This is a genomic window from Novosphingobium sp. 11B (assembly GCF_054589055.1).
This window is the reverse complement of record NZ_BAAILP010000032.1, coordinates 26,417-45,211: the sequence shown is the minus strand read 5'-3', so window position 1 is coordinate 45,211 and position 18,795 is coordinate 26,417. Positions and strand designations below refer to the sequence as shown.

At 63.2% G+C, this 18,795-nt stretch carries 16 protein-coding genes and 1 riboswitch; of the genes, 8 read left to right on the top strand and 8 right to left on the bottom strand.

Annotation, left to right across the window (positions count from 1 at the left end):
* Positions 1-62 precede the first annotated feature (62 nt).
* The 3 genes from ACYPYD_RS02520 to ACYPYD_RS02510 all read left to right on the top strand — a co-directional run bounded on the left by ACYPYD_RS02520 (position 63) and on the right by ACYPYD_RS02510 (position 3,344).
* Positions 63-1,085: an amidohydrolase family protein gene (locus tag ACYPYD_RS02520; protein WP_459661950.1), complete on the top strand. Its 1,023-nt coding sequence runs from the start codon at positions 63-65 to the stop codon at positions 1,083-1,085.
* Entirely contained in the window at positions 1,085-1,978 is an 894-nt protein-coding gene (locus ACYPYD_RS02515) for an amidohydrolase family protein (RefSeq protein WP_459661949.1), read from the top strand. The genes ACYPYD_RS02520 and ACYPYD_RS02515 overlap by 1 nt, the downstream gene beginning before the upstream one ends.
* A 419-nt stretch (positions 1,979-2,397) precedes the next feature.
* A protein-coding gene (locus tag ACYPYD_RS02510; RefSeq protein WP_156106025.1) for an IS630 family transposase occupies positions 2,398-3,344 on the top strand; the annotation gives its coding sequence in 2 pieces (ribosomal slippage) (positions 2,398-2,734 and positions 2,734-3,344; 948 coding nt in all).
* 12 nt (positions 3,345-3,356) lie between these two features.
* On the opposite strand, the gene ACYPYD_RS02505 is transcribed toward ACYPYD_RS02510, so the two are convergent.
* On the bottom strand, positions 3,357-4,283 hold the full coding sequence (locus ACYPYD_RS02505) for an NmrA family NAD(P)-binding protein (RefSeq protein ID WP_459661948.1): 927 nt from the start codon (positions 4,281-4,283) through the stop codon (positions 3,357-3,359).
* A 56-nt stretch (positions 4,284-4,339) separates the two neighbouring features.
* On the opposite strand from ACYPYD_RS02505, the gene ACYPYD_RS02500 reads away from it, so the two are divergent.
* Positions 4,340-5,041: a TetR/AcrR family transcriptional regulator gene (locus ACYPYD_RS02500; RefSeq protein ID WP_459661947.1), complete on the top strand. Its 702-nt coding sequence runs from the start codon at positions 4,340-4,342 to the stop codon at positions 5,039-5,041.
* A gap of 334 nt (positions 5,042-5,375) precedes the next feature.
* On the opposite strand, the gene ACYPYD_RS02495 is transcribed toward ACYPYD_RS02500, so the two are convergent.
* The 5 genes from ACYPYD_RS02495 to ACYPYD_RS02475 are packed head-to-tail and all read right to left on the bottom strand — an operon-like array spanning position 5,376 to position 10,152.
* Positions 5,376-6,335, bottom strand: coding sequence for an aldo/keto reductase (locus ACYPYD_RS02495; RefSeq protein ID WP_459661946.1), 960 nt, complete (start codon positions 6,333-6,335; stop codon positions 5,376-5,378).
* Positions 6,323-7,204, bottom strand: coding sequence for an alpha/beta fold hydrolase (locus tag ACYPYD_RS02490; protein WP_459661945.1), 882 nt, complete (start codon positions 7,202-7,204; stop codon positions 6,323-6,325). The genes ACYPYD_RS02495 and ACYPYD_RS02490 overlap by 13 nt, the downstream gene beginning before the upstream one ends.
* A complete protein-coding gene (locus ACYPYD_RS02485; RefSeq protein ID WP_459661944.1) occupies positions 7,201-8,217 on the bottom strand; it encodes an NADP-dependent oxidoreductase in 1,017 nt (338 codons plus the stop codon). Before ACYPYD_RS02485 ends, ACYPYD_RS02490 begins: the two co-directional genes overlap by 4 nt.
* Before the next feature lie 22 nt (positions 8,218-8,239).
* Entirely contained in the window at positions 8,240-9,337 is a 1,098-nt protein-coding gene (locus ACYPYD_RS02480; RefSeq protein WP_459661943.1) for an alkene reductase, read from the bottom strand.
* Positions 9,338-9,372: 35 nt separating this feature from the next.
* Positions 9,373-10,152 carry an SDR family NAD(P)-dependent oxidoreductase gene (locus ACYPYD_RS02475; protein WP_459661942.1) on the bottom strand — a complete coding sequence of 260 codons (780 nt, stop codon included), beginning with the start codon at positions 10,150-10,152 and terminating at the stop codon, positions 9,373-9,375.
* 107 nt (positions 10,153-10,259) lie between these two features.
* Here ACYPYD_RS02475 and ACYPYD_RS02470 point away from each other — a divergent pair, with 107 nt between their 5' ends.
* Complete coding sequence (locus ACYPYD_RS02470; RefSeq protein WP_459661941.1) at positions 10,260-10,826, top strand: TetR/AcrR family transcriptional regulator; 567 nt, start codon at positions 10,260-10,262, stop codon at positions 10,824-10,826.
* Entirely contained in the window at positions 10,823-11,290 is a 468-nt protein-coding gene (locus ACYPYD_RS02465; RefSeq protein WP_459661940.1) for a PaaI family thioesterase, read from the top strand. Before ACYPYD_RS02470 ends, ACYPYD_RS02465 begins: the two co-directional genes overlap by 4 nt.
* Positions 11,291-11,860: 570 nt before the next feature.
* Here the strand turns inward: ACYPYD_RS02465 and ACYPYD_RS02460 are convergent.
* Both ACYPYD_RS02460 and ACYPYD_RS02455 read right to left on the bottom strand, forming a co-directional pair.
* Positions 11,861-12,595 carry a DUF4198 domain-containing protein gene (locus ACYPYD_RS02460; protein ID WP_459661939.1) on the bottom strand — a complete coding sequence of 245 codons (735 nt, stop codon included), beginning with the start codon at positions 12,593-12,595 and terminating at the stop codon, positions 11,861-11,863.
* 38 nt (positions 12,596-12,633) lie between these two features.
* Entirely contained in the window at positions 12,634-14,670 is a 2,037-nt protein-coding gene (locus ACYPYD_RS02455; protein ID WP_459661938.1) for a TonB-dependent siderophore receptor, read from the bottom strand.
* A 243-nt stretch (positions 14,671-14,913) separates the two neighbouring features.
* Positions 14,914-15,168: riboswitch (cobalamin riboswitch) on the bottom strand.
* A 416-nt stretch (positions 15,169-15,584) separates the two neighbouring features.
* On the opposite strand from ACYPYD_RS02455, the gene ACYPYD_RS02450 reads away from it, so the two are divergent.
* Both ACYPYD_RS02450 and ACYPYD_RS02445 read left to right on the top strand, forming a co-directional pair.
* The gene (locus ACYPYD_RS02450) at positions 15,585-16,895 is read left to right on the top strand and encodes a surface lipoprotein assembly modifier (protein WP_459661937.1); all 1,311 of its coding nucleotides are present in this window, start codon (positions 15,585-15,587) and stop codon (positions 16,893-16,895) included.
* Between the two features lie 382 nt (positions 16,896-17,277).
* On the top strand, positions 17,278-18,765 hold the full coding sequence (locus ACYPYD_RS02445; protein WP_459661936.1) for a HupA family protein: 1,488 nt from the start codon (positions 17,278-17,280) through the stop codon (positions 18,763-18,765).
* Positions 18,766-18,795 lie beyond the last annotated feature (30 nt).

Genomic DNA, 18,795 nt, shown 5'->3' with positions numbered 1-18,795 from the left:
CTTCCAGGCGGCCTTGCCGGCAAGGCCGCCGCCATTCTTGCATCCGACGGAAAACACGCATCATGATTATCGACTGCCACGGGCACTACACGACGGCTCCTGCAACGCACACAGAATGGCGCGAGGCCCAGAAGGCTGCGTTCAAGGCGGGCGGCGACGTGGATCTGGCTTATCCACCGATCTCGGACGATCAGATCCGCGAGACGATCGAGGCCAACCAGTTGCGCCTCCTGCGCGAGCGCGGCGCCGACATGACGATCTTCAGCCCGCGAGCATCGGCGATGGCCCCGCATTTCGGTGACGCCGCGACCAATCGCATCTGGGCGCAGCGGTCCAACGACCTGATCAAGCGGGTCGTGGACCTCTACCCAGAGGCCTTCATCGGCGTATGTCAGCTGCCCCAGACGCGCGACCTTTCCATCGCGCAGTCGATCGACGAGTTGGAGCGTTGCGTCGGCGACCTGGGCTTTGTCGGCTGCAACCTCAATCCAGACCCCTCGGGGGGCAGCTTTTCCGCCCCGCCGCTCTATGACCGCGCCTGGTACCCGTTCTTCGAAAAGATGGTGGAACTGGACGTGCCCGCGATGATCCACGTTTCAGGGTCCTGCAATTCGGCGATGCACGCGACCGGTGGATATTACCTCGCTGCAGATACCATCGCGTTCATGCAGTTCATCGAAGGTGACCTGTTCCGGGATTTCCCGACACTGCGGTTCATCATCCCGCACGGCGGCGGCGCCGTGCCCTATCACTGGGGGCGCTATCGCGGCCTTGCCGATATGCTGAAGCGACCGCCGCTGGCCGAACATGTGATGAAGAACGTGTACTTCGATACCTGCGTCTACCATCAACCCGGGATCGACCTGTTGTTCGAGGTAATCGACGTGGACAACATCCTGTTTGGCTCAGAAATGGTGGGCGCGGTGCGAGGGATCGACCCCGAAACCGGGCAGTACTTCGACGACACCAAACGCTACGTCGATGCCTTGACGATTAGTGACGAGGACAAGCGCAAGGTGTTCGAGCTGAATGCGCGCCGGGTCTATCCGCGCCTCGATGCGCAACTGGGCGCACGGGGGCTCTGATGGCTGACTTTCAGATGGACGCGGACTGGTTGAGCTGGGATCCCGCCCCGAGCACGCCACGCTATACGCCGCCCGAGGGCGCCGTCGATGCGCACTGCCACGTGTTCGGCCCGGGTGATGTTTTCCCGTATGCGCCAGAACGCAAATACACGCCGTGCGACGCCAGCAAGGAGCAACTGTTTGCTCTTCGCGATCACCTCGGTTTTGATCGAAACGTGATCGTGCAGGCGACCTGTCACGGCGCCGACAACCGCGCCCTGGTTGACGCCTTGCACGCAGCGGCAGGTCGCGCCCGCGGGGTGGCGACGGTGCGCGACACCGTCAGCGACGAGGAACTCGCCGAGCTTGACGCTGCCGGCGTGCGCGGGGTCCGCTTCAACTTCGTGCGGCGTTTGGTCGACCCCAAGCCCGACGCCTACTATCGGGCGATCATCGACCGCATCGCGCCGCTTGGCTGGCACGTAGTGATTTATTTCGAGGCGGCCGACCTTGCGGAGCGCTGGGACTTCTTCACCAGCCTGCCGGTAACGGTGGTGGTCGACCATATGGGGCGACCAGATGTGTCGAAGCCCGTGGATGGCCCTGCATTCGGTCAGTTTATTCGCTTGATGAGCGAGCACGAGAACTTCTGGACCAAGGTGAGCTGCCCGGAACGTCTCTCGCTATCTGGCCCTTCAACCTATGACGACGTGGTGCCTTTTGCCCGCAAGCTGGTCGAGATGTTCCCTGACCGCGTCCTGTGGGGCACCGACTGGCCCCACCCCAATATGAAGGGCCATATGCCGGATGACGGCGCGCTGGTGAACATCATTCCGCGGATTGCACCGAGGGAGGACCTGCAGCGTCGCCTTCTCGTGGAGAACCCGATGCGCCTTTACTGGGCAAAGGAGTAACGATCCGTCCCACCGGCTCCGGCGATTTTGGGCGCGCGATCTGATCAGGTAGCTGGCACTGTGGCTGCCGCCCAACATCCGTATTTCTGGAATGGCGTGTGTCGGCAGAACCTGTCATTGATGGAAAACTTCGAAACGGCAGAATTATCGCAGACCTAGCCGTAACTGATTGTCCGCTTCCGGGCGCGGCAAAATCGCTGTCGAACGGCTTGAATGGGCGCGAAGCTGGCAAGCAACACACGCCCTCATCTCAGGCATTCAGCCTGGCACGTCTCGCCCTTTCAATAGGACGTGCCAGGCTGTGGAATGCAGACGTGCGAGCGATTAGAGCGGTTTCCACACGATCTGACTCGTCAGGGATTCCCTTCGCGGCGCCGTTGTGATTCAGCCTTCCTGCTGGTGGCAGGAGGCCAGCATGGATGGCACGAACGCTATCACAGGATCTTCGGGACCGAGTTGTCGCAGCGATTGATGGTGGGCTGAGTTGCCATGCGGCAGCGGCCCGCTTCGGGGTCAGCGTGTCGAGCGCGATCCGCTGGCGACGGCTTGCGTTGGAGCATGGCCGGGCCGTTGCCAAGCCGCGCGGCGGTGACCGGCATTCAGGTAAGATCGAAGCGCACGGCGGCTTCATTCGGGAACTGATCGCCGAGCAGGGCGACATGACCTTGGTCGAGGTTCAGGCGCGGCTGATCGAGCGTGGGGCCCTGGTCGGTATCGGCACGGTGCACCGCTTCTTCGTGCGTCACGGGATCACGCGCAAAAAAAGACCGGTCACGCGATCGAGCAGGACCGTCCCGACGTCCTGAGGCAACGGCAGCATTGGTTCGACGGCCAGATCGACCTCGAACCCGAACGCCTCGTCTTCATCGACGAGACGTGGACCGCCACCAACATGACCCGCAGCCATGGCCGCTGCCGGAAGGGCGAGCGGCTGCGGATGGGCTTCCCGCACGGCCACCGCAAGACCACCACGCTGGTCGCGGGCCTGCGCATGGATGGCATGGTCGCGCCGATGGTGCTGGACGGGCCGATCAACGGCGACTGGTTCGAAGCCTATGTCGCCCAGGTGCTGGTGCCCGAACTGCGTCCCGGCGACGTGGTCATCATGGACAACCTCTCGAGCCACAAACGGGCCGCCGTGAAGGAAAGGATCGAAGCTGCCGGCGCGACCCTGCGCTTCCTCCCGCCATACAGCCCGGACTTCAATCCAATCGAAAAGGCCTTCTCCCGGCTCAAGGCCATGCTCCGCAAGGCAGGAGAGCGCACCGTCAGCGGCCTGTGGGACCTGATCGGCAGGCTCGTCGATATCTTCAAGCCCGACGAATGTGCAAACTACTTCAAATCATGCGGCTATGAACCGGAATGAATGGAAACCGCTCTAGCCGATGGCGAACTTGTCTCGGTTTTGCGCGATGAAGTCGTCGAGGGTCGTCAGCGGCAAGCCCCAACGGCGAACGGTATCAAGGTCGACTTTGTAGCCCTCGACGTTGTCCCATGTCTCACGCTGGTAAACCAACTCACCCATCGGCTTTTTCAGCGCCTCTTCTTTAGACACAGTCACGGCTGAAACGGACTTCCCCGTTCCAGCGGCGATCTTTGCCGCGAGGTCGGGCATAGTGAGGGTCTCAGCAGCGAGATCGATCTCATGGCCGTGGAAGCGCTCCGGATCAGCGAAGGCAGCCGCCGCGAATGCTCCGATATCGTCGGCTGCAATCCAGTCGACGTGTGATTCCGTTTCGATCCCGGTCTCGAACTGACCGCGCTCGCGCAGCGAGGGATACTGAAAATCTGCCGTTGGCGGCACGAGGTCTTCCATGATCATGGCTGGCTTGAGGATCGTCCAGTGGCGGAAGCCTAGCGATTTGACCATGTCGTTCACGGCCGATTTGTTGTTCCAGTATAGCGGCTCCCAGCGCCCCTCGTCCCAGCCAACGAAGTTGTGCTGATCGCCCGCGCGCGCGACAGAGGTGTGGACGACCATAGCAACGCCGGCGCGCTTGGCCGCGTCAAGGAACGCCTTGCCTGTTACTACCTCGGTATCAGGGTCGCCGGGGTGCGATCCCATCTGTACGGAGAACGCCCCCCATGCCCCCTCCATCGCCGCATCAAGGCTAGCGGAATCGTGATAATCGCCTTTCACGATCTCAACGCCCTGCGCCGCAAGCGCCTGCGCAGCGGCCGAAGCTGGATCTCGAACCAGACCACGGACGGAGCGTCCTGCCTGCAGCAACGCGCGGGCGACAGCGCCGCCCTGCTTTCCGGTGGCGCCGGCCACGAGGATCGAGTGGGTATCGGAGTTTAACATCTTGAGCCTTTCCTGAGGGACAGCGCGGGGTGCGCTGTCGCCCTGATGATCCAAGAATGGGGCTGCGAAATACGAAACGCAAGAGTTTCGATACGATTGATTTTCGTTTTGGGGTTTGCTACATGGTTGTCATGAACGATCAACCTCGCAGCCACGAACATCGCTTGCCCCCAGCGCAGCGCGGTCGCGCACAGGACAGCAGCCGTGACGACCTCATCATCAATGCGGCGCTCGATCTTCTCAGTTCCAATGGGTATCACGGTCTGACAATGACGGACGTGGCAGAGCGGGCCGGCGTTTCGAAGGCGACGCTATATAGGCGTTGGACCGCGAAGGCAGACCTCGTGGCCGATGCCGTTGCCACCCTGAGCCCTATGAAGACCCCGCGCTACCCCGGCACATCGATGCGCGACGATCTGCTTGCGCTCGTAGAGCAAGCTGGCAGTTGCGATGGCAATTCGGAAATAGTGACCGCGACATATGAGATGGCACGGTCGCACCCGGACTTATATCGGACCGTCTCCGACCGCTTTGGCGCCTTCGTGCGTGAGGAACTGGAAGGCTTCGCGGCCCGTGCCCTCCGGGAGGGATACAAGCCTCTCTCGAGTGTCGAACTCGATCTTATGCGTGATACCGTCGTTGCATTGCTGGCCCATTACGGCGGACCGGCCGGGGAGCCTGTTACGCGCGAGCGGTTGATCGACCTGGTTGATCATGTCCTGCTGGTCCTGCTGACGGGAACGCGTGCCGCTGAGTAGGTGATATTGCCGGAAAGCGGGTTGTACCGCTTCGAGCGGCCAAGCCCTGAATGGCGCTATCGCCATCCACCTGACCGGAAACGGCCATTCCGCTCTTCACCCCTCCCCGCTGCTGGACAACCTAGAAGGCAACGGAAATTTGGTTGGTCCGCTCCTTGGCGCGTCAAATCAGACACGCAGCGACCGACTTGGGCGCTGCGTTGGGCAGCTGCCGACCCAGACATAAGCTACCGGTGCAGCTGTTACCTCCGGCTTAGATCCTTATCTGCGCCATGTTTTGGCACGGCGCTATGCCAGTTGGCGGACGGATGAGGCGCTCGCCCTTTGGGATTGATCAGACTTTCGCCCCTGCCGGGATCGTGCTTGCAAAATCGAGCCTACTGAGATGTTCCGACGAGAGTGATAATGCGGCGGCACCAAGGTTGCTCCGCGCCTGCTCAAGTGTGCGCGGTCCGATGAGCGGAACGGCGCCATGCCCCATGGCCCAAGCGATAGCGATGCGGTCCGGGCTGGTGTCGAGTTCCTGCGCAATTGCCAGCACAGAATCGACCGTTGCAGTACGAATTGCGCTATCTTCCGCCTGGAAGACGCGGCCGCCAAAGCCTTCCTTCCGGCCGGTCTCGCCCTTGCGATACTTGCCGGTCAGCATGCCGCCGCCAAGCGGCGACCAGGTGACGGGAGCGATGCCGAGCGCGCGGCATGCCGGGAACAGGTCGGTCTCCGGATCGCGGTGCACAAGACTGTGCTCGAACTGGGCAGCCGCAATCGGCACCGCGTTTGTAAGCGCGGCGATCGTAGCAGCATGCGCCATTCGCCACGCGGGGAAATTGGAGAGCCCGGCATAGAGGATCTTGCCGGCGCGGGCGAGATCGTCGAGGCCGCGCACGATCTCTTCCGACGGTGTGGCGGTGTCCGGATGGTGAACCCAGTAGAGGTCGATCCGGTCGGTCTTGAGGCGCTTGAGGCTAGCTTCTACCGAGGCGACCATCGCCTTGCGGCTGTTGCCCGTGACGAGGCGATTCGGCGCAGGTACGGCGCCGTTGGCAAACTTGGTCGCCAGCACGAAATCCTCGCGGCGGCCCTTCAACAGGTCGCCGACGATCTCCTCGGACTGGCCGAACTGATAGACATCGGCGGTGTCGATGAAATTGCCACCAGCCTCAACATAAACGTTGAAGATAGCTCGCGCGGCGTCGGCATCGGCGCCATAGCCCCAGCCGGTGCCGAAATTGCCGGTGCCAAGTGCAAGGTTCGAAACTTGAAGACCGGTGTGGCCGAACGTCACGTAGTCCATGTTCGTGTCTCCATGTCGACCGCTAAGGCGGCGAGGAAGGCCCTGGCCTTTTCGAGAAAAGCTTCATGATATTGGAAGATGCCGCCGTGTCCGGCGTCGGGGTATAGGACCAGCTCGGCGCCGGCGATGCGCTGCGCGAGGTCGCGCGAATTTTCGGTCGGGACCATGATGTCGTGATCCCCATTGGCAACGAGAACCGGCTGACGGATCGTTTCCAACGGTTGCTGCGCCTGCAGCCCCCACGCCTTGATCGCCTTGAGCTGCCGTCCGAACGCGCCGAGCCCGACTGTCTTGTCGCGGTCCACCTCGCGCATCCTCAAACGCTTCAAAAAGGCCTTGGCAGCGCTGCGGCTCTGTCTACTCGCCGTGAAGAACAGATAAATCTTGGGATCATGGAAGGTCAGAAGGCCTTTGAGGATCAACGGCCAGGATATCGAACCGACCTTTTCGACGCCGACGCCGCCGGCCGGCCCGGTGCCTGCCAATATCGCCCGCCGTACCAGATCAGGCGTATTCAGCAGGATCTGCTGTGCGACGAAGCCGCCGAGGGAAAAGCCAATCAGATCGACCTGCTCGAGTCCGAGTGCGCGGATCGCCGCGATCATGTCCGCCGCCATCGTCGCAACGGTCAGCGGCGGTTCGCCACCAGATGCGCCAATCCCGCGATAATTTATGGCATAGACGGGCCTGTCAGCAGCTAGTCCCGTGACGATGGGTGGATCGAAATTGTCGAGGTTCGCACCCCAGTGGTTGAGCATTACCACCGGCACGCCCGCTTTCGGTCCGAGGCGGCGATAGGCAAAGCGTGTTCCTGCTGCCTCGACATGGCGGGTCTGCACGGTGTCCCAGTCATCCCGGCGCTGTGTCATGATCCGGCGGTGCCCTGCAGACTGACGACGACCTTCCCCTTAGCGTGGCCTCTGTCGACATAAGTCATGGCGTCATTCAACTTCCCGAACGGAAAAGTACGATCGACCACCGGACGCATTGCCCCATCCTCGATCAATTTTGCGATCTCGCCGAGTTGCGCGCCATCGGCGCGCATGAACAAGAACGAATAATCGACACCCACACGCCTGGCTTTTCGGCGAATACCTGCGCTCATCACGCGCAGAACGAGACGAAGCACGCCGTTCAGTCCCTGCGCCCGAGCAAAGGCCGGGTCGGGCGGCCCTGAAATCGAGATTAGCTGGCCGCCGGGCTTCAACACCTTGAGCGAAGCCTCCAGCGTTTTGGCATCGAGACTGTTGATCACGACGTCGTAGCCAGACAGCATCGCCGAGAAGTCCTGCGTCTTGTAATCGATCACCACGTCCGCCCCGAGGCTGCGCACCAGCTCGGCATTGGCCGCGCTGGTGGTGGTCGCGACGGTGGCGCCAAGATGTTTGGCAAGCTGGATCGCAATCGTTCCGACGCCACCCGATCCTGCATGGATCAGGATCTTCTGCCCGGCCTTCAGGCGCGCCCGTTCAACCAGCACCTGCCAGACGGTGAGCGCGACCAGCGGCAGCGAGGCCGCCTCTTCCATCGAAAGGGTGGCTGGCTTGTGGGCCAGATCGGCCTCGTTGACTGTGATGCGTTCGGCAAAAGTGCCGATCTTACCATCGCGAGGACGGGCATAGACGGCGTCGCCCGATTTGAAGCGCCGCACGGCGGAGCCCACCGACAGGACAACCCCAGCCAGATCATGGCCCAGTACGAAAGGCGGCTTGTACGGCAGGATCGGCTTGAACGCGCCGTCGCGAATCTTGCTGTCGAGCTGGTTGAGCCCGGTCGCCTGGATTTCGACCAACACCTCGTCGGAGCCGGGCACCGGATCAGGCAGATCGCCAAGGCGAAGGGGCTGCCCCTTGCCGTAGCGGTCCAGAATATAGGCCTTCATGGCATCTTCCCCTTGTGGTCGATCACGCCGCCGTATCGGCGTTTGCTACTGGGTAATCGGTGTACCCCTTTGCGCCGCCGCCGTAGAGGATGGCGGGATCGATATCGGCCAGCGCAGCGCCGGACTTCAGGCGTTCGACCAGGTCGGGATTGGCGATGAAAGGCCGCCCGAAAGCGATCACGTCAGCTTCGCCCTTCGCCAGATGCGCCTCGGCCAGCGCATGATCGAAGCCGTTGTTGGCAATGTAGGTGTTGCGGAACGTTTTGCGCAGTGCTGCGAAATCGAACGGAGCGACGTCGCGCGGGCCACCGGTCGCGCCTTCGACGACATGGATATAGGCAATGTCCAGCTTATCCAACTGGGCGACAATATAGTCGAATTGCGCCTGCGGATCGCTGGACGAGATACCGTTAGCGGGCGACACGGGAGACAGGCGGATACCGGTGCGGTTTGCGCCGATCTCTCCGGCCACCGCCGCTACGACCTCGAGCATCAACCGGGCCCGGTTCTCGACCGAGCCGCCATAGCTGTCGCTGCGCTGGTTGGCGCCGTCCTTGGCGAACTGGTCGAGCAAGTAGCCGTTGGCGCCATGAACCTCCACGCCGTCGAACCCGGCCGCGATCGCATTGGCGGCAGCCTGACGGAAGCTATCGACGATACCGGGGAGCTCATCGAGTTCCAGCGCGCGCGGCTCGGACACATCGGCAAAGCCATTGTTCACGAACGTCTTGGTCTCCGCCCGGATAGCCGAGGGGGCTACGGGCGCTTCGCCGCCATGGAGATCGACATGGCTGATCCGTCCGACATGCCACAGCTGCACGAAGATGCGGCCGCCCTTGGCATGGACGGCATCGGTCACCTTGCGCCAGCCGGCGATCTGTTCGGGCGTATAGAGCCCGGGGGTGTCCTGATAGCCCTGCGCCTGCGCTGACACCTGCGTCGCCTCGGTGATGATCAGCCCGGCGCTGCCGCGCTGGGCATAGTACTCAGCGGCAAATTCGCTTGGCACCAAGCCTGCGCCTGCGCCTGCGCGATTGCGGGTCAGCGGGGCCATCACGATGCGGTTGGCGAGCGCGATGCCGCCGAGGTCATAGGTCGAGAAAAGTGTGGTTCCGGTCATAAGCGGTCGTCCCTTCGTATCGATATGGTGAAAGTTCAGGCGACGTAGCGCGATGCGGGCTGCGTCGTGCCGAAGCCGGGGAGCATCGCCTTGCGGGCGCCATCGAATGCATCCCACAACCTGTCATCATGCAAAGGCGGGATGGTGACGCCCTCGCGCTTGTCGAAGCCGACCAGCGCCGCATCGACCAAAGCGTGCACGTCCATCATCGGCGGCAGGTTCGCCTCGTCGGCTCCGGCACGCCCCCACAATTCCGTACGGGTCGCGGCAGGAAGTACCGCCTGAACATACACGCCCTTTGGTCCAAGCTCCAACGCCAGTCCCTGCGACAGGAACAGAACGAACGCCTTGGTTGCCCCGTAAACCGACATACCCAATTCCGGCGCCAGTCCCACGACTGAACCGATGTTGATGATCGCGCCATCCCCGCGCACGGCCAGACGGGGGGCCACTGCACTGGTGAGGCGCGTCACAGATGTCGCGTTGAGCGCGATCAGCTGTGTGATCGCGTCCGTGGACTGATCGACGAAGCTGCCGTTCAGACCAGCACCTGCGTTGTTGAGGAGGATGCCGATCCGATCGTCATCGCGCAGCCGCGCCTCCACCGCCGCGATCTCGTCAGCGCGGGTCAGGTCGGCAGGCAGGATGTCGATCGACACGCCGTTCTGTGCGCGCAGGCCGGTCGCCAGCGCCTCCATGCGGGCGGCGTCGCGCGCAACCAACACCAGATCGTGGCCGCGCCGGGCAAACCGATCGGCATATGTGGCGCCGATCCCGGTCGAAGCGCCGGTGATAAGAACTGCAGGTTTGTTCATCGCATTGCCCTTTTTCCAGAAAATCACTATATTCATGATGATCATCGCGTTTCCATAAATGTGATGGCCATCATGAAAGTGTCAATGGGGATCGTGGAGATTTTTCGATGAGGGTCAGTCGTGAGCAGATGGTGGAAAATCGCGCGCGCATCCTGCGTGAGGCCAGCCGCTTGTTCCGCGAGCACGGCTTCGCAGCCGTTACTGTAGCGGATGTGATGAAGGCTGCCGGGCAGACGCATGGCGGCTTCTACAGCCACTTCGCCTCGAAGGATGATTTGATCGCGGCGACGGTCGCCGCGGCGATGACGGGCGAACGCAGCGGCATGGCGGATCTGGAGACATGGACGGATGCCTATCTCTCGACCCTACACCGCGATCATCCCGAACAGGGGTGCCCGACCGCAAGCCTTGCTGGGCTGATGCGGCAACAAGCGTCTGCAGCGCGTGGTGCGATGGCAGTGGGACTGGAAGCGCAAATTGAACATTTTGCGGCGGCGCTCCCCGGCGGCGATCATGCCGAACGCCGCCGCGACGCGATTGGTCGATGGTCGGCGATGGTCGGTGCAGTGGTGTTGGCGCGTGCGGTTGACGATCAGGCACTTTCGGACGAGCTGCTTGCCGAGACGCGCGCCTGGCTTTCCGAGAAGCCCACAGAACCAGGAACATCGGCATGAACGTGACGCAGGATCTCACCGACCTCGACGGCCATGATCAGCTGGCCGCGCTGATGGCGGCCAACCGTCAACCGCCAATCGGCGAGACACTGGAATTCCGGTTGGTCGAACTGGAGCGCGGGCGCGTGGTCTTCGAAGGATCGCCGTCACGCAAAGTGTTCAATCCGATCGGCTCGGTCCACGGCGGCTATGCCGCTACCTTGCTCGACAGCGCCTGTGGCTGTGCCGTGCATTCTAGCCTCCCGGCCGGACAGGGCTACACGACGCTGGAACTCAAGGTCGCCTATTACCGCGCGCTCACCGAATCGAGCGGCCCGGTTCGCGCAGAAGGAAAGCTGGTATCGCTGGGACGCCGTGTGGGCTTCTCCGAGGCGCGACTGGTCGATGCGCAGGGCAGGTTATGCGCCTCTGCAACCTCAACGTTGCTGGTGTTTCCGATCAGGCGCGAAGAGCGCGAAGATTGATTTCCAGCGCTCCGGACTGGCGACTTTCTCGAGTATGGCGCTAGCTCCTCGCCAGTCTTTTTCCTGGCAACACCAAACGCCGACGATGACAGGCGTGCAAGGTCGGTACGCCCGCGGACGACAAAACGCGCCATTAGAAAGACTACTTGGGAACGACGGCTTCGTCCCAGCCCGGTCCTCAGCAGAATGTCGGCTAATGGGCGCGCCATTTTCCCAATTGAACAGCCAGGATGGGCGCGTAGAAGCCTTTGCCGCCCTCGACCCATCCTTGCCATTCAGAAGCAAATTTCGCGTCCCCAGGAGCGGTTGGTCCGCTTTCGCATTTTGAGCGCTTAGGACCGCCGTTAGGAAGGTCCCGGGTGGCGTAAGGATCGCAAAGATGTGGGCGTTTCAAAAAGGGTGTGACCTACTGCTTTTCACCATTCACCCCTCAGAGATGCTAGCCGAAGATGCACGGCTTGCTCCGCCCTCTGGCCGTGCATGAGCGGAGTAACTCTTCCGATGGACAACCACAACTCTCTTCCTGCTGGCTCGCCTTACCGCTGTTTCGGCGCAAAGGCGAAGCCAACGCTACTCCGGCTTGTGCTCCAGCGTGAAACTCAGCGTCGCCGTAAGTTCGACGTTGCGGTACCTGGTCGGGTTGTCGCTCGGCCCGTTGTAGACGGCATGAACGACATTGAGGCCCTGGTTGCGCACTACGAGCATGACCGTGCCGTCCGCCCCGGTCACAACTTCCTTCGCGTCCGGGTCGTTCACGAAGTCGGCGATGAGGCGGGCCCCGGCCACCGGCTGCCCCTGGAAGAGAACCTTGTACTTCAGCTTCTGCCCCAGCAGCTTCGGGATCGGGCCGACCGGCATGATCTGCAGCGCCTGTCCGGATAGGGCCGGCACCCTACCCATAAGTTCGCCCTGGATGCGGACCGCATACTTGACGTTGTTGGTCGAGATTTCGGCGCCGGGCATCTCGTCGAGGCCCTTCTTCTCGTACTTGCCACCCTTCATGCGCGACCACACACCGTTCTGCAGAATGGCAGCGACGAATGCGGGCTTGGCTTCGGTCTCGACGAGCATGGCGAGGCCCGAGACCCGGTGGGATGCCTTGATCGGCGCGCCCGCAGCATCATAGGCGGCGACGGTGTCGATCAGCGGCTCGCGCTTCACCATGTCCATGTCGTCAGCCCCTTCGCCGTAGACGAGCACGATCTGCTTCGAGCGTTCGGTCAGGTAGATGCCATGGGCCTGCGCGGGCACGGCACAGAGCGTGAGGAGCGAGGTGAGGATCGTCGCATTCAACGCGGTTTTCATCGTGCACATCCTTGCTTGGTTTTGATCGAAGAGGCGCATCACAGGCCGACCGTGATGCTGGCGACCGCACTCAAGGGCGCGCCCGGATACAGATTGCTGCCGAAGCCGCGCTCGGCGTACTTTTTGTCGAACAGGTTGTTGACGTTGACCTGCAGCTTCACGTTTTCGGCCAGCGGGTAGTACGCGAGCAGGTTCACCGTGGCGTAGGGCCGGATGTATGGCGCGGTGGCCGCCGTGCCGGCTATGCGTCCGCCCAGATAGGTGACGCCCGCACCGGCACCCAGACCCTTGAGGGCGCCGTCCTGAAACTCGTAGACATTGAGCAGGCTGGCCGAATGGCGCGGCGTGTTGGGAAGCCGCTGCCCGAGCGGCAGGCGGTTGTCCTTCGTCACCTCGGAATCGGCGAAGGCATAACCGCCCACCACGCGCCAGGCGCGCGTGATGTTGCCAGTGACGGAGATGTCGATGCCCCGGCTGCGCACTTCGCCTGCAGCGATGCTGTAATCGAGGTTGTCCGGGTCGGTCGTGGCGACATTCTGCTTGGTGGTGTGGAACAGCGCCGCCGTCGCGCTCAGCCTGCCGTCCAGCAGTTCGAGCTTCACGCCCGCCTCGTAGCTGGTGCCCCGCTCGGGATCGAGCACGTTGCCGTTCGCATCGGCCGCCGTGTTCGGTTTGTTGGAGCGCGCATAGCTGCCGTAGAGCGATACCTGCCGGTTGAGCACGAAGACCGTGCCCAGACGCGGGGTGAAGACCGTCTGCTTGAAGGCGGAAGTCACGCCGTTGCGCAGGTTGAGGTTGTCGCTTTCGAAGCGTTCAAGCCGCCCGCCGACCAGCACTTTCAGCCAAGGCAGCAGCGATAGCTGATCTTGCGCATACCCGGCGAAGGTGCGCGTCTGCGTGCGGATGCTGGTGAAGCTGCCGTTGAGCGGCGGAATGGCCGATCCGTAGACCGGGGCGAAGATGTCGATCGTGAAGGGCGAGAGCGTCGGGCTCGAATTGCGGATCACCTCGGTATAGTGAAACGCCTCGAATTCGGCGCCCAGCAGCATTTCGTGCTCGATCGTGCCGGTGGCGAATTTGCCGGTCAGGTTGACCTGCGCATCGAGATCGCGCCATCGCAGCGTCCGTTCGCTGTAGGTGCGAACCAGGGTGCGGCCATCGGCCCGCACGCTGGATGCCTGGATGCCAGGGCCGCCCAGCTCGCCGTTGTAGTACTGCATCCCCGCGCGCAGCTGCCAATCGCGGCCCAGCTTGTAGTCGGCGACGATGTTGCCGAGCCCATTGCGTACGCGCCAGCGGCCGACCGACGGCTCCCCGAAGAACCGGGAGGAAGGGATAGCGATGTCCATCTGGGTACGGAAAGCTGGATTTCCGCGATCGAGCGGGGTCTTGACCTGCACGAACTCGCCGCCAAGCGTGAATGTCAGATCGGAGGACGCATCCCAGGCGACCACCGGGGCAACGACGATGCGGTCGGACTGGATATGGTCGCGGAAAGTGTCGCCGCCTTCCACCGCTGCGCCAAGGCGATAGCGCACGGTCTGGCCGCTATCGACAGGGCCGGTGGCGTCCACCGTGCCGCGCCATCCGCCGAAGCTGTCAATCCGCCCGCTGACCGTCTGCGCCGTCCGCTCGGCAGGCGCGCGCGAGACGATGTTGAAGGTGCCGCCCGGATCGCCGCGGCCATAGAGTAGCGCCGCCGGTCCACGCAGGACATCCACGCGCTCCACCGCGATCGAATCTGGGGCGGGTGGATAGCCACGGTTCATCGGGAAACCGTTGCGGAAATACTCTGAGGAGGTGAAGCCGCGCAGATTGTAGTCGGTCAGGCCGGTGCCGCCGAAGTTGTTGCCCCGCGTAATGCCGCCCGCATAAGCCAGCACGTCCTCGACGCGGTTGGCCTGAAGGTCGTCCACTACCTGCCGCGTCAATGCCGTCACCGATTGCGGCACTTCAAGGAGCGGCGTGTCGGTGCGGGTCGCACTGGTGGAGCGGGTGGCGTTGTAGGTGCCGCTCTTGCCCGTGACGACGATCGGATCGTCAGCGCTCTCGGACTCGGCGGCTTGTGCCAGCATGGGGACCGGGATCAGCGCAAATGCGCCAGCAAGCAGTCCGGCCTTGGTCGTCGGTTTCAAGTCATTCCCCCCGGGGCGTCGAGCAGCACCAGGCGGGAGGCGTCCGCGCGAACGGTCGGCACGCACGGCAGCCGGACACCCCAAAAGGCGGCCGACGCACGACACCGATGCGGCCCCCCGCCGCATTCTCGTCGCTCAGACGGAGAAAACTGACCGTGCCGAGACCATCCCCTGGGTCAGGCAAGAGCGACCAATGCTTCGGCAGGTCTCCTGGCTTGCGGGTCACAGCTTGATGCACGGCCTTCCCAGGCCTCGCAGGAGTTAGCGTCCGGCCCAGTGGCTGGCGGCGCGGGCCTTGCCCGTCCGCACATGTACATCGCGCTCGCCGCTCACAGTTGCAGGGACAGCCTCGGATTCGGGCGAGCCGAGAGTATCGGCCCATCCTCACCGCGTTCCCTTTTAAGCCTTTCTCAAGGCACCGACGCGATCAGCCCGGCTGCCGAAGCGGCCGAACACGACGGGCGTTATCCGGATTGATGTCAATTCGCAATAGCAGATCTATTGGTCAAGGCGTTCGAAGCCGACCCTTTGTGGACGTTCAGGGGCCAAATCCCCATGCTCAGGTGCAGACGGTCTGGTTCCGGCAGCTCGCAACCCTCCCCTGTCATGAAAAAGTCTAGATGTCCTTAGCCCCTACTCTTCAGCAGTCTTTCCTCCGCGCTGTGCTCCGCAGAAGGGCTTCGGTTGCTGGGATTGTCACAGGGCCTGTTCGTTAGACAACGCAAGACCGAGCTAAAAGCGAACGACGCACAAGACTGGCATGCGATCCATCTGGACAACAGCCGTTTTAGTACGATAGCAAGGCGTACAAACGGGGGTGTATCATTTCAATTCGTCGACTGCTGGTCGTGGCGATGCTGGCGGGCATCGCGACCAGCGCGGGCGCGCAGGTCCAGGGGGCCCTGACCGTGCCGGTTTCCGCGCCTGACCATCTCTCGGCCGCGCAAGTGTTCGCGCTGGCCGGGCGGGCGCGTGATCGCCGCGATTTCCCCACTGCCGAAGTCGCCTATCGCGCACTGACGCAGGATGTCGACCTCGAGGTGCGCACCGAGGCGCGCTTTCGCCTTGGCCTGATGCTGGCCGACGATCTCGGGCGCTACGGCGATGCCGCGCTCGAATTCCGCCGCATCCTCGACGACAAGCCGGGCGCCGCGCGTGTGCGCCTCGAACTGGCGCGAATGCAGGCGATGCTCGGCAACATGGGGGCGGCCCGCAAGGAACTGCGCGCGGCTCAAGCCGCCGGACTGCCTTCCGCAGTGGAGCAGCTGGTGCACTTCTACTCGCGCGCGCTCAACGCCCGAAAGCCGCTGGGCGGCTCCGTCGAGGTCGCGCTGGCGCCGGACAGCAACATCAACCGGGCCACGCGGTCCGACACCTTGGGCACCGTGATCGGCGACTTCTCGCTCGACGAGGATGCCCGCGCGAAGTCGGGCGTGGGACTTGCCCTTCAGGGCCAAGGCTACTTTCGCCTCGGCATCGAGCCCGGCGCCGATCTGCTGGTGCGCGCTTCCACGGGCGCGACGCTCTACCGCGAGAAAGACTTCAACGACGTCACCGTCGCGATCCAGGCCGGGCCGCAATATACCTGGGGCAGCAACCAGCTGACCGTCTCGGCGGGCCCGGCGCGGCGATGGTTCGGGGGGCATCTGTTCAGCACCACGATCGGCGGCGGCGTCAGCTGGCAGCGGCCGGTGGGCAAGCGCGGGCAAGTGCGGCTCGACGGCAACATCGCCCATGTCACCAACCGACGCAACGCGCTGCAGACGGCGGACGACTTCACGCTTTCGGCGAACTTCGACCGCGCCTTCAGTGCGCGCTTCGGCGGCGGCGTGCAGGCTTTCGGCTTCCGCGAGGCGGCGCGCGATCCGGGGTACTCGCTGGCGATGGGCGGAACCTCGGCCTACTTGTTTCGCGAAATGGGCCGCACGACGCTGGTGGGCACGCTGGCCTACAGCCACCTGGAATCGGACGCGCGCCTGTTCCTCTACCCGAACCGCCGGGTCGAGGACCGCTACAGCGCCAGCATCGCTGCTACCTTGCGGGCGCTGCACCTTGGCAGCTTCGCGCCGCTGGTGCGCCTCAAATGGGAGCGCAACCGCTCCTCCATCGAGATCTACGACTATCGCCGCGTCGTCGCCGAGTTCGGCGTCACTTCGGCATTCTAAAGGGGGAGGGCTCATGACTTCAATTCCAACCGCACGCAATTCGGCGATCGTTTCGCTGACCGCGCTGAGCCTCGCACTGGCGGCCTGCGGGGGCGGAGGCGGCAGTACCAACAGCACGCCCCCACCCCCACCCACGCCAAGCCCCGCGCCCGCGCCGACCCCGGCGCCGTCTCCAACGCCTACTCCGGTGCCAACTCCGACTCCCACGCCAACCCCGACCCCGCCCCCCACGCCTACTCCCGCGCCGGAGCCAACGCCCACCGCCGGAAATTCATCGCTTATCAATCCCAGCATCAGCGAAGTCTTCAGCACGGATGCCGGCACCGTCTCGGCTCTGTATCCCGGTGCGGGCACAAGCCCGGAGGCCAAGGGACGCACCACGTTGACGATCGCCTATGATGCGGCCAACGGCAGCTATACGATCACAGCGCCGCATGCATCGCAGACCTTTGGGATGGCGGACCGGGCAGCCGTCAGCGATGATGCCCGGATGGCTCGCTACGTGAAGACCCAAGGGACCATCACCGACAGCCTGGCCCTCACCAAAGCGGGCGAGAGCGGAATCCTCACCTATCGCTACGTCGGGGGCGGCATTCAGCGTCGCACTGACACGGCAGAAGGCATCCAGAACAATCGCCTGAACGTGTTCACTTATGGTGTGCGAACGGCAAACGGCGCCGTTCCTGGGACAGGAACCGGCAGCTTCGCATTCGACGTCATCGGCATCGAGGCGGGAGACCAAACCCTCATCAGGTTCGATGGCAGTGGTATCATGAACATCGACTTCGCATCGGCCACGCTAAAAGGGAGCGGCCTCAAGACATCGCGCATTCCGAGCCTGAACGGGTACTACGTGCCAAGCCAGTCGGCCTTCACCCTGGATGGTCGTTTAGGCGTCGGCGAAAACGTACTGACCGGTTCGATCAGCTTCAACGATGCCGCGGCTGTCCTTGAGGGGCGCTTCTACGGTCCCGCAGCCCAAGAGGTAGGCGCCACGTTCCATGGTGCCAATTCGCGCGACCAGATAATCTCCGGCGTGCTGCTCGGCAGATCGGGCAACGTTGCCTCCGAGTATGAAACGCTCGTTGATCTTGTCACTCCCGTGTCGCTACAGCTCCATTCGACGAGCATTGTCTTTACGTCCAATGTCGGCACCGGCGACTATGGCGATGTCGCGTTCGGCGGCGGCGGCCAGACCGAATTGTTGGCGGCTACCGATCCTCGTTCGTACAAATACTTTTATGACTTGAACGATGGCAACCGCGTGGCAGCGCAGTCGGATGCGCGCTTCACAACTTACGTGCCGACACCCGGGCAGACCTATCGTATCTACAACCCCGGCCGGGGCAACGACGAACTCGCGCTCACGTATACCGGCTTCGGTCTCAGGGATGTCCGCATCGCGGGCAGCCGGCCGATGAACGAGGCCTTCGTGTTCGGCCTCGAAACGGGCTTCCTGCAACTGCCTCGCAGCGGTCAGGCTAGCTATCAGGGCGTGGTCCATGGCAGCGCGCTCGGCAGCGGTGGAAATGCCGACCTGTTCGCCCTGCATGGCTCTGCCGCGTTCGAGTTCGACTTTGGCCGGAGCGCGTTCACCGGGTCGATGCAACCCACAGCCACCAACACGCGCACGCAGGTCGCGACCGACCTCGGCACTTTCACTTTCGTCAACAGCTGGATGCCTGGGGCTCCGGGCATGTCCAACGCCTTTGCCGCCGACATCGCCGGCGTGCCGGGTGCCAGCGGCCGTGTGACGGGCCGGTTCTACGGCCCTCAGGGTCAGGAAGTGGGGGCGAATTTCACGCTCATCACGCCCGGAGCAGGAACGGTCTTGACTGCAGCCGGAGCGCTGGTCGCCATGCAGCAGTAGACCCGGTTCAGGCAAAAGGCAGAGCTATCG

Coding starts and splice junctions, on each gene's coding strand:
- ACYPYD_RS02520 (WP_459661950.1), top strand. CDS start 63: ATGATTATCGACTGCCACGGGCACTACACGACGGCTCCTGCAACGCAC.
- ACYPYD_RS02515 (WP_459661949.1), top strand. CDS start 1,085: ATGGCTGACTTTCAGATGGACGCGGACTGGTTGAGCTGGGATCCCGCC.
- ACYPYD_RS02505 (WP_459661948.1), bottom strand. CDS start 4,283: ATGTTAAACTCCGATACCCACTCGATCCTCGTGGCCGGCGCCACCGGA.
- ACYPYD_RS02500 (WP_459661947.1), top strand. CDS start 4,340: ATGGGGCTGCGAAATACGAAACGCAAGAGTTTCGATACGATTGATTTT.
- ACYPYD_RS02495 (WP_459661946.1), bottom strand. CDS start 6,335: ATGGACTACGTGACGTTCGGCCACACCGGTCTTCAAGTTTCGAACCTT.
- ACYPYD_RS02490 (WP_459661945.1), bottom strand. CDS start 7,204: ATGACACAGCGCCGGGATGACTGGGACACCGTGCAGACCCGCCATGTC.
- ACYPYD_RS02485 (WP_459661944.1), bottom strand. CDS start 8,217: ATGAAGGCCTATATTCTGGACCGCTACGGCAAGGGGCAGCCCCTTCGC.
- ACYPYD_RS02480 (WP_459661943.1), bottom strand. CDS start 9,337: ATGACCGGAACCACACTTTTCTCGACCTATGACCTCGGCGGCATCGCG.
- ACYPYD_RS02475 (WP_459661942.1), bottom strand. CDS start 10,152: ATGAACAAACCTGCAGTTCTTATCACCGGCGCTTCGACCGGGATCGGC.
- ACYPYD_RS02470 (WP_459661941.1), top strand. CDS start 10,260: ATGAGGGTCAGTCGTGAGCAGATGGTGGAAAATCGCGCGCGCATCCTG.
- ACYPYD_RS02465 (WP_459661940.1), top strand. CDS start 10,823: ATGAACGTGACGCAGGATCTCACCGACCTCGACGGCCATGATCAGCTG.
- ACYPYD_RS02460 (WP_459661939.1), bottom strand. CDS start 12,595: ATGAAAACCGCGTTGAATGCGACGATCCTCACCTCGCTCCTCACGCTC.
- ACYPYD_RS02455 (WP_459661938.1), bottom strand. CDS start 14,670: ATGCTGGCACAAGCCGCCGAGTCCGAGAGCGCTGACGATCCGATCGTC.
- ACYPYD_RS02450 (WP_459661937.1), top strand. CDS start 15,585: ATGCTGGCGGGCATCGCGACCAGCGCGGGCGCGCAGGTCCAGGGGGCC.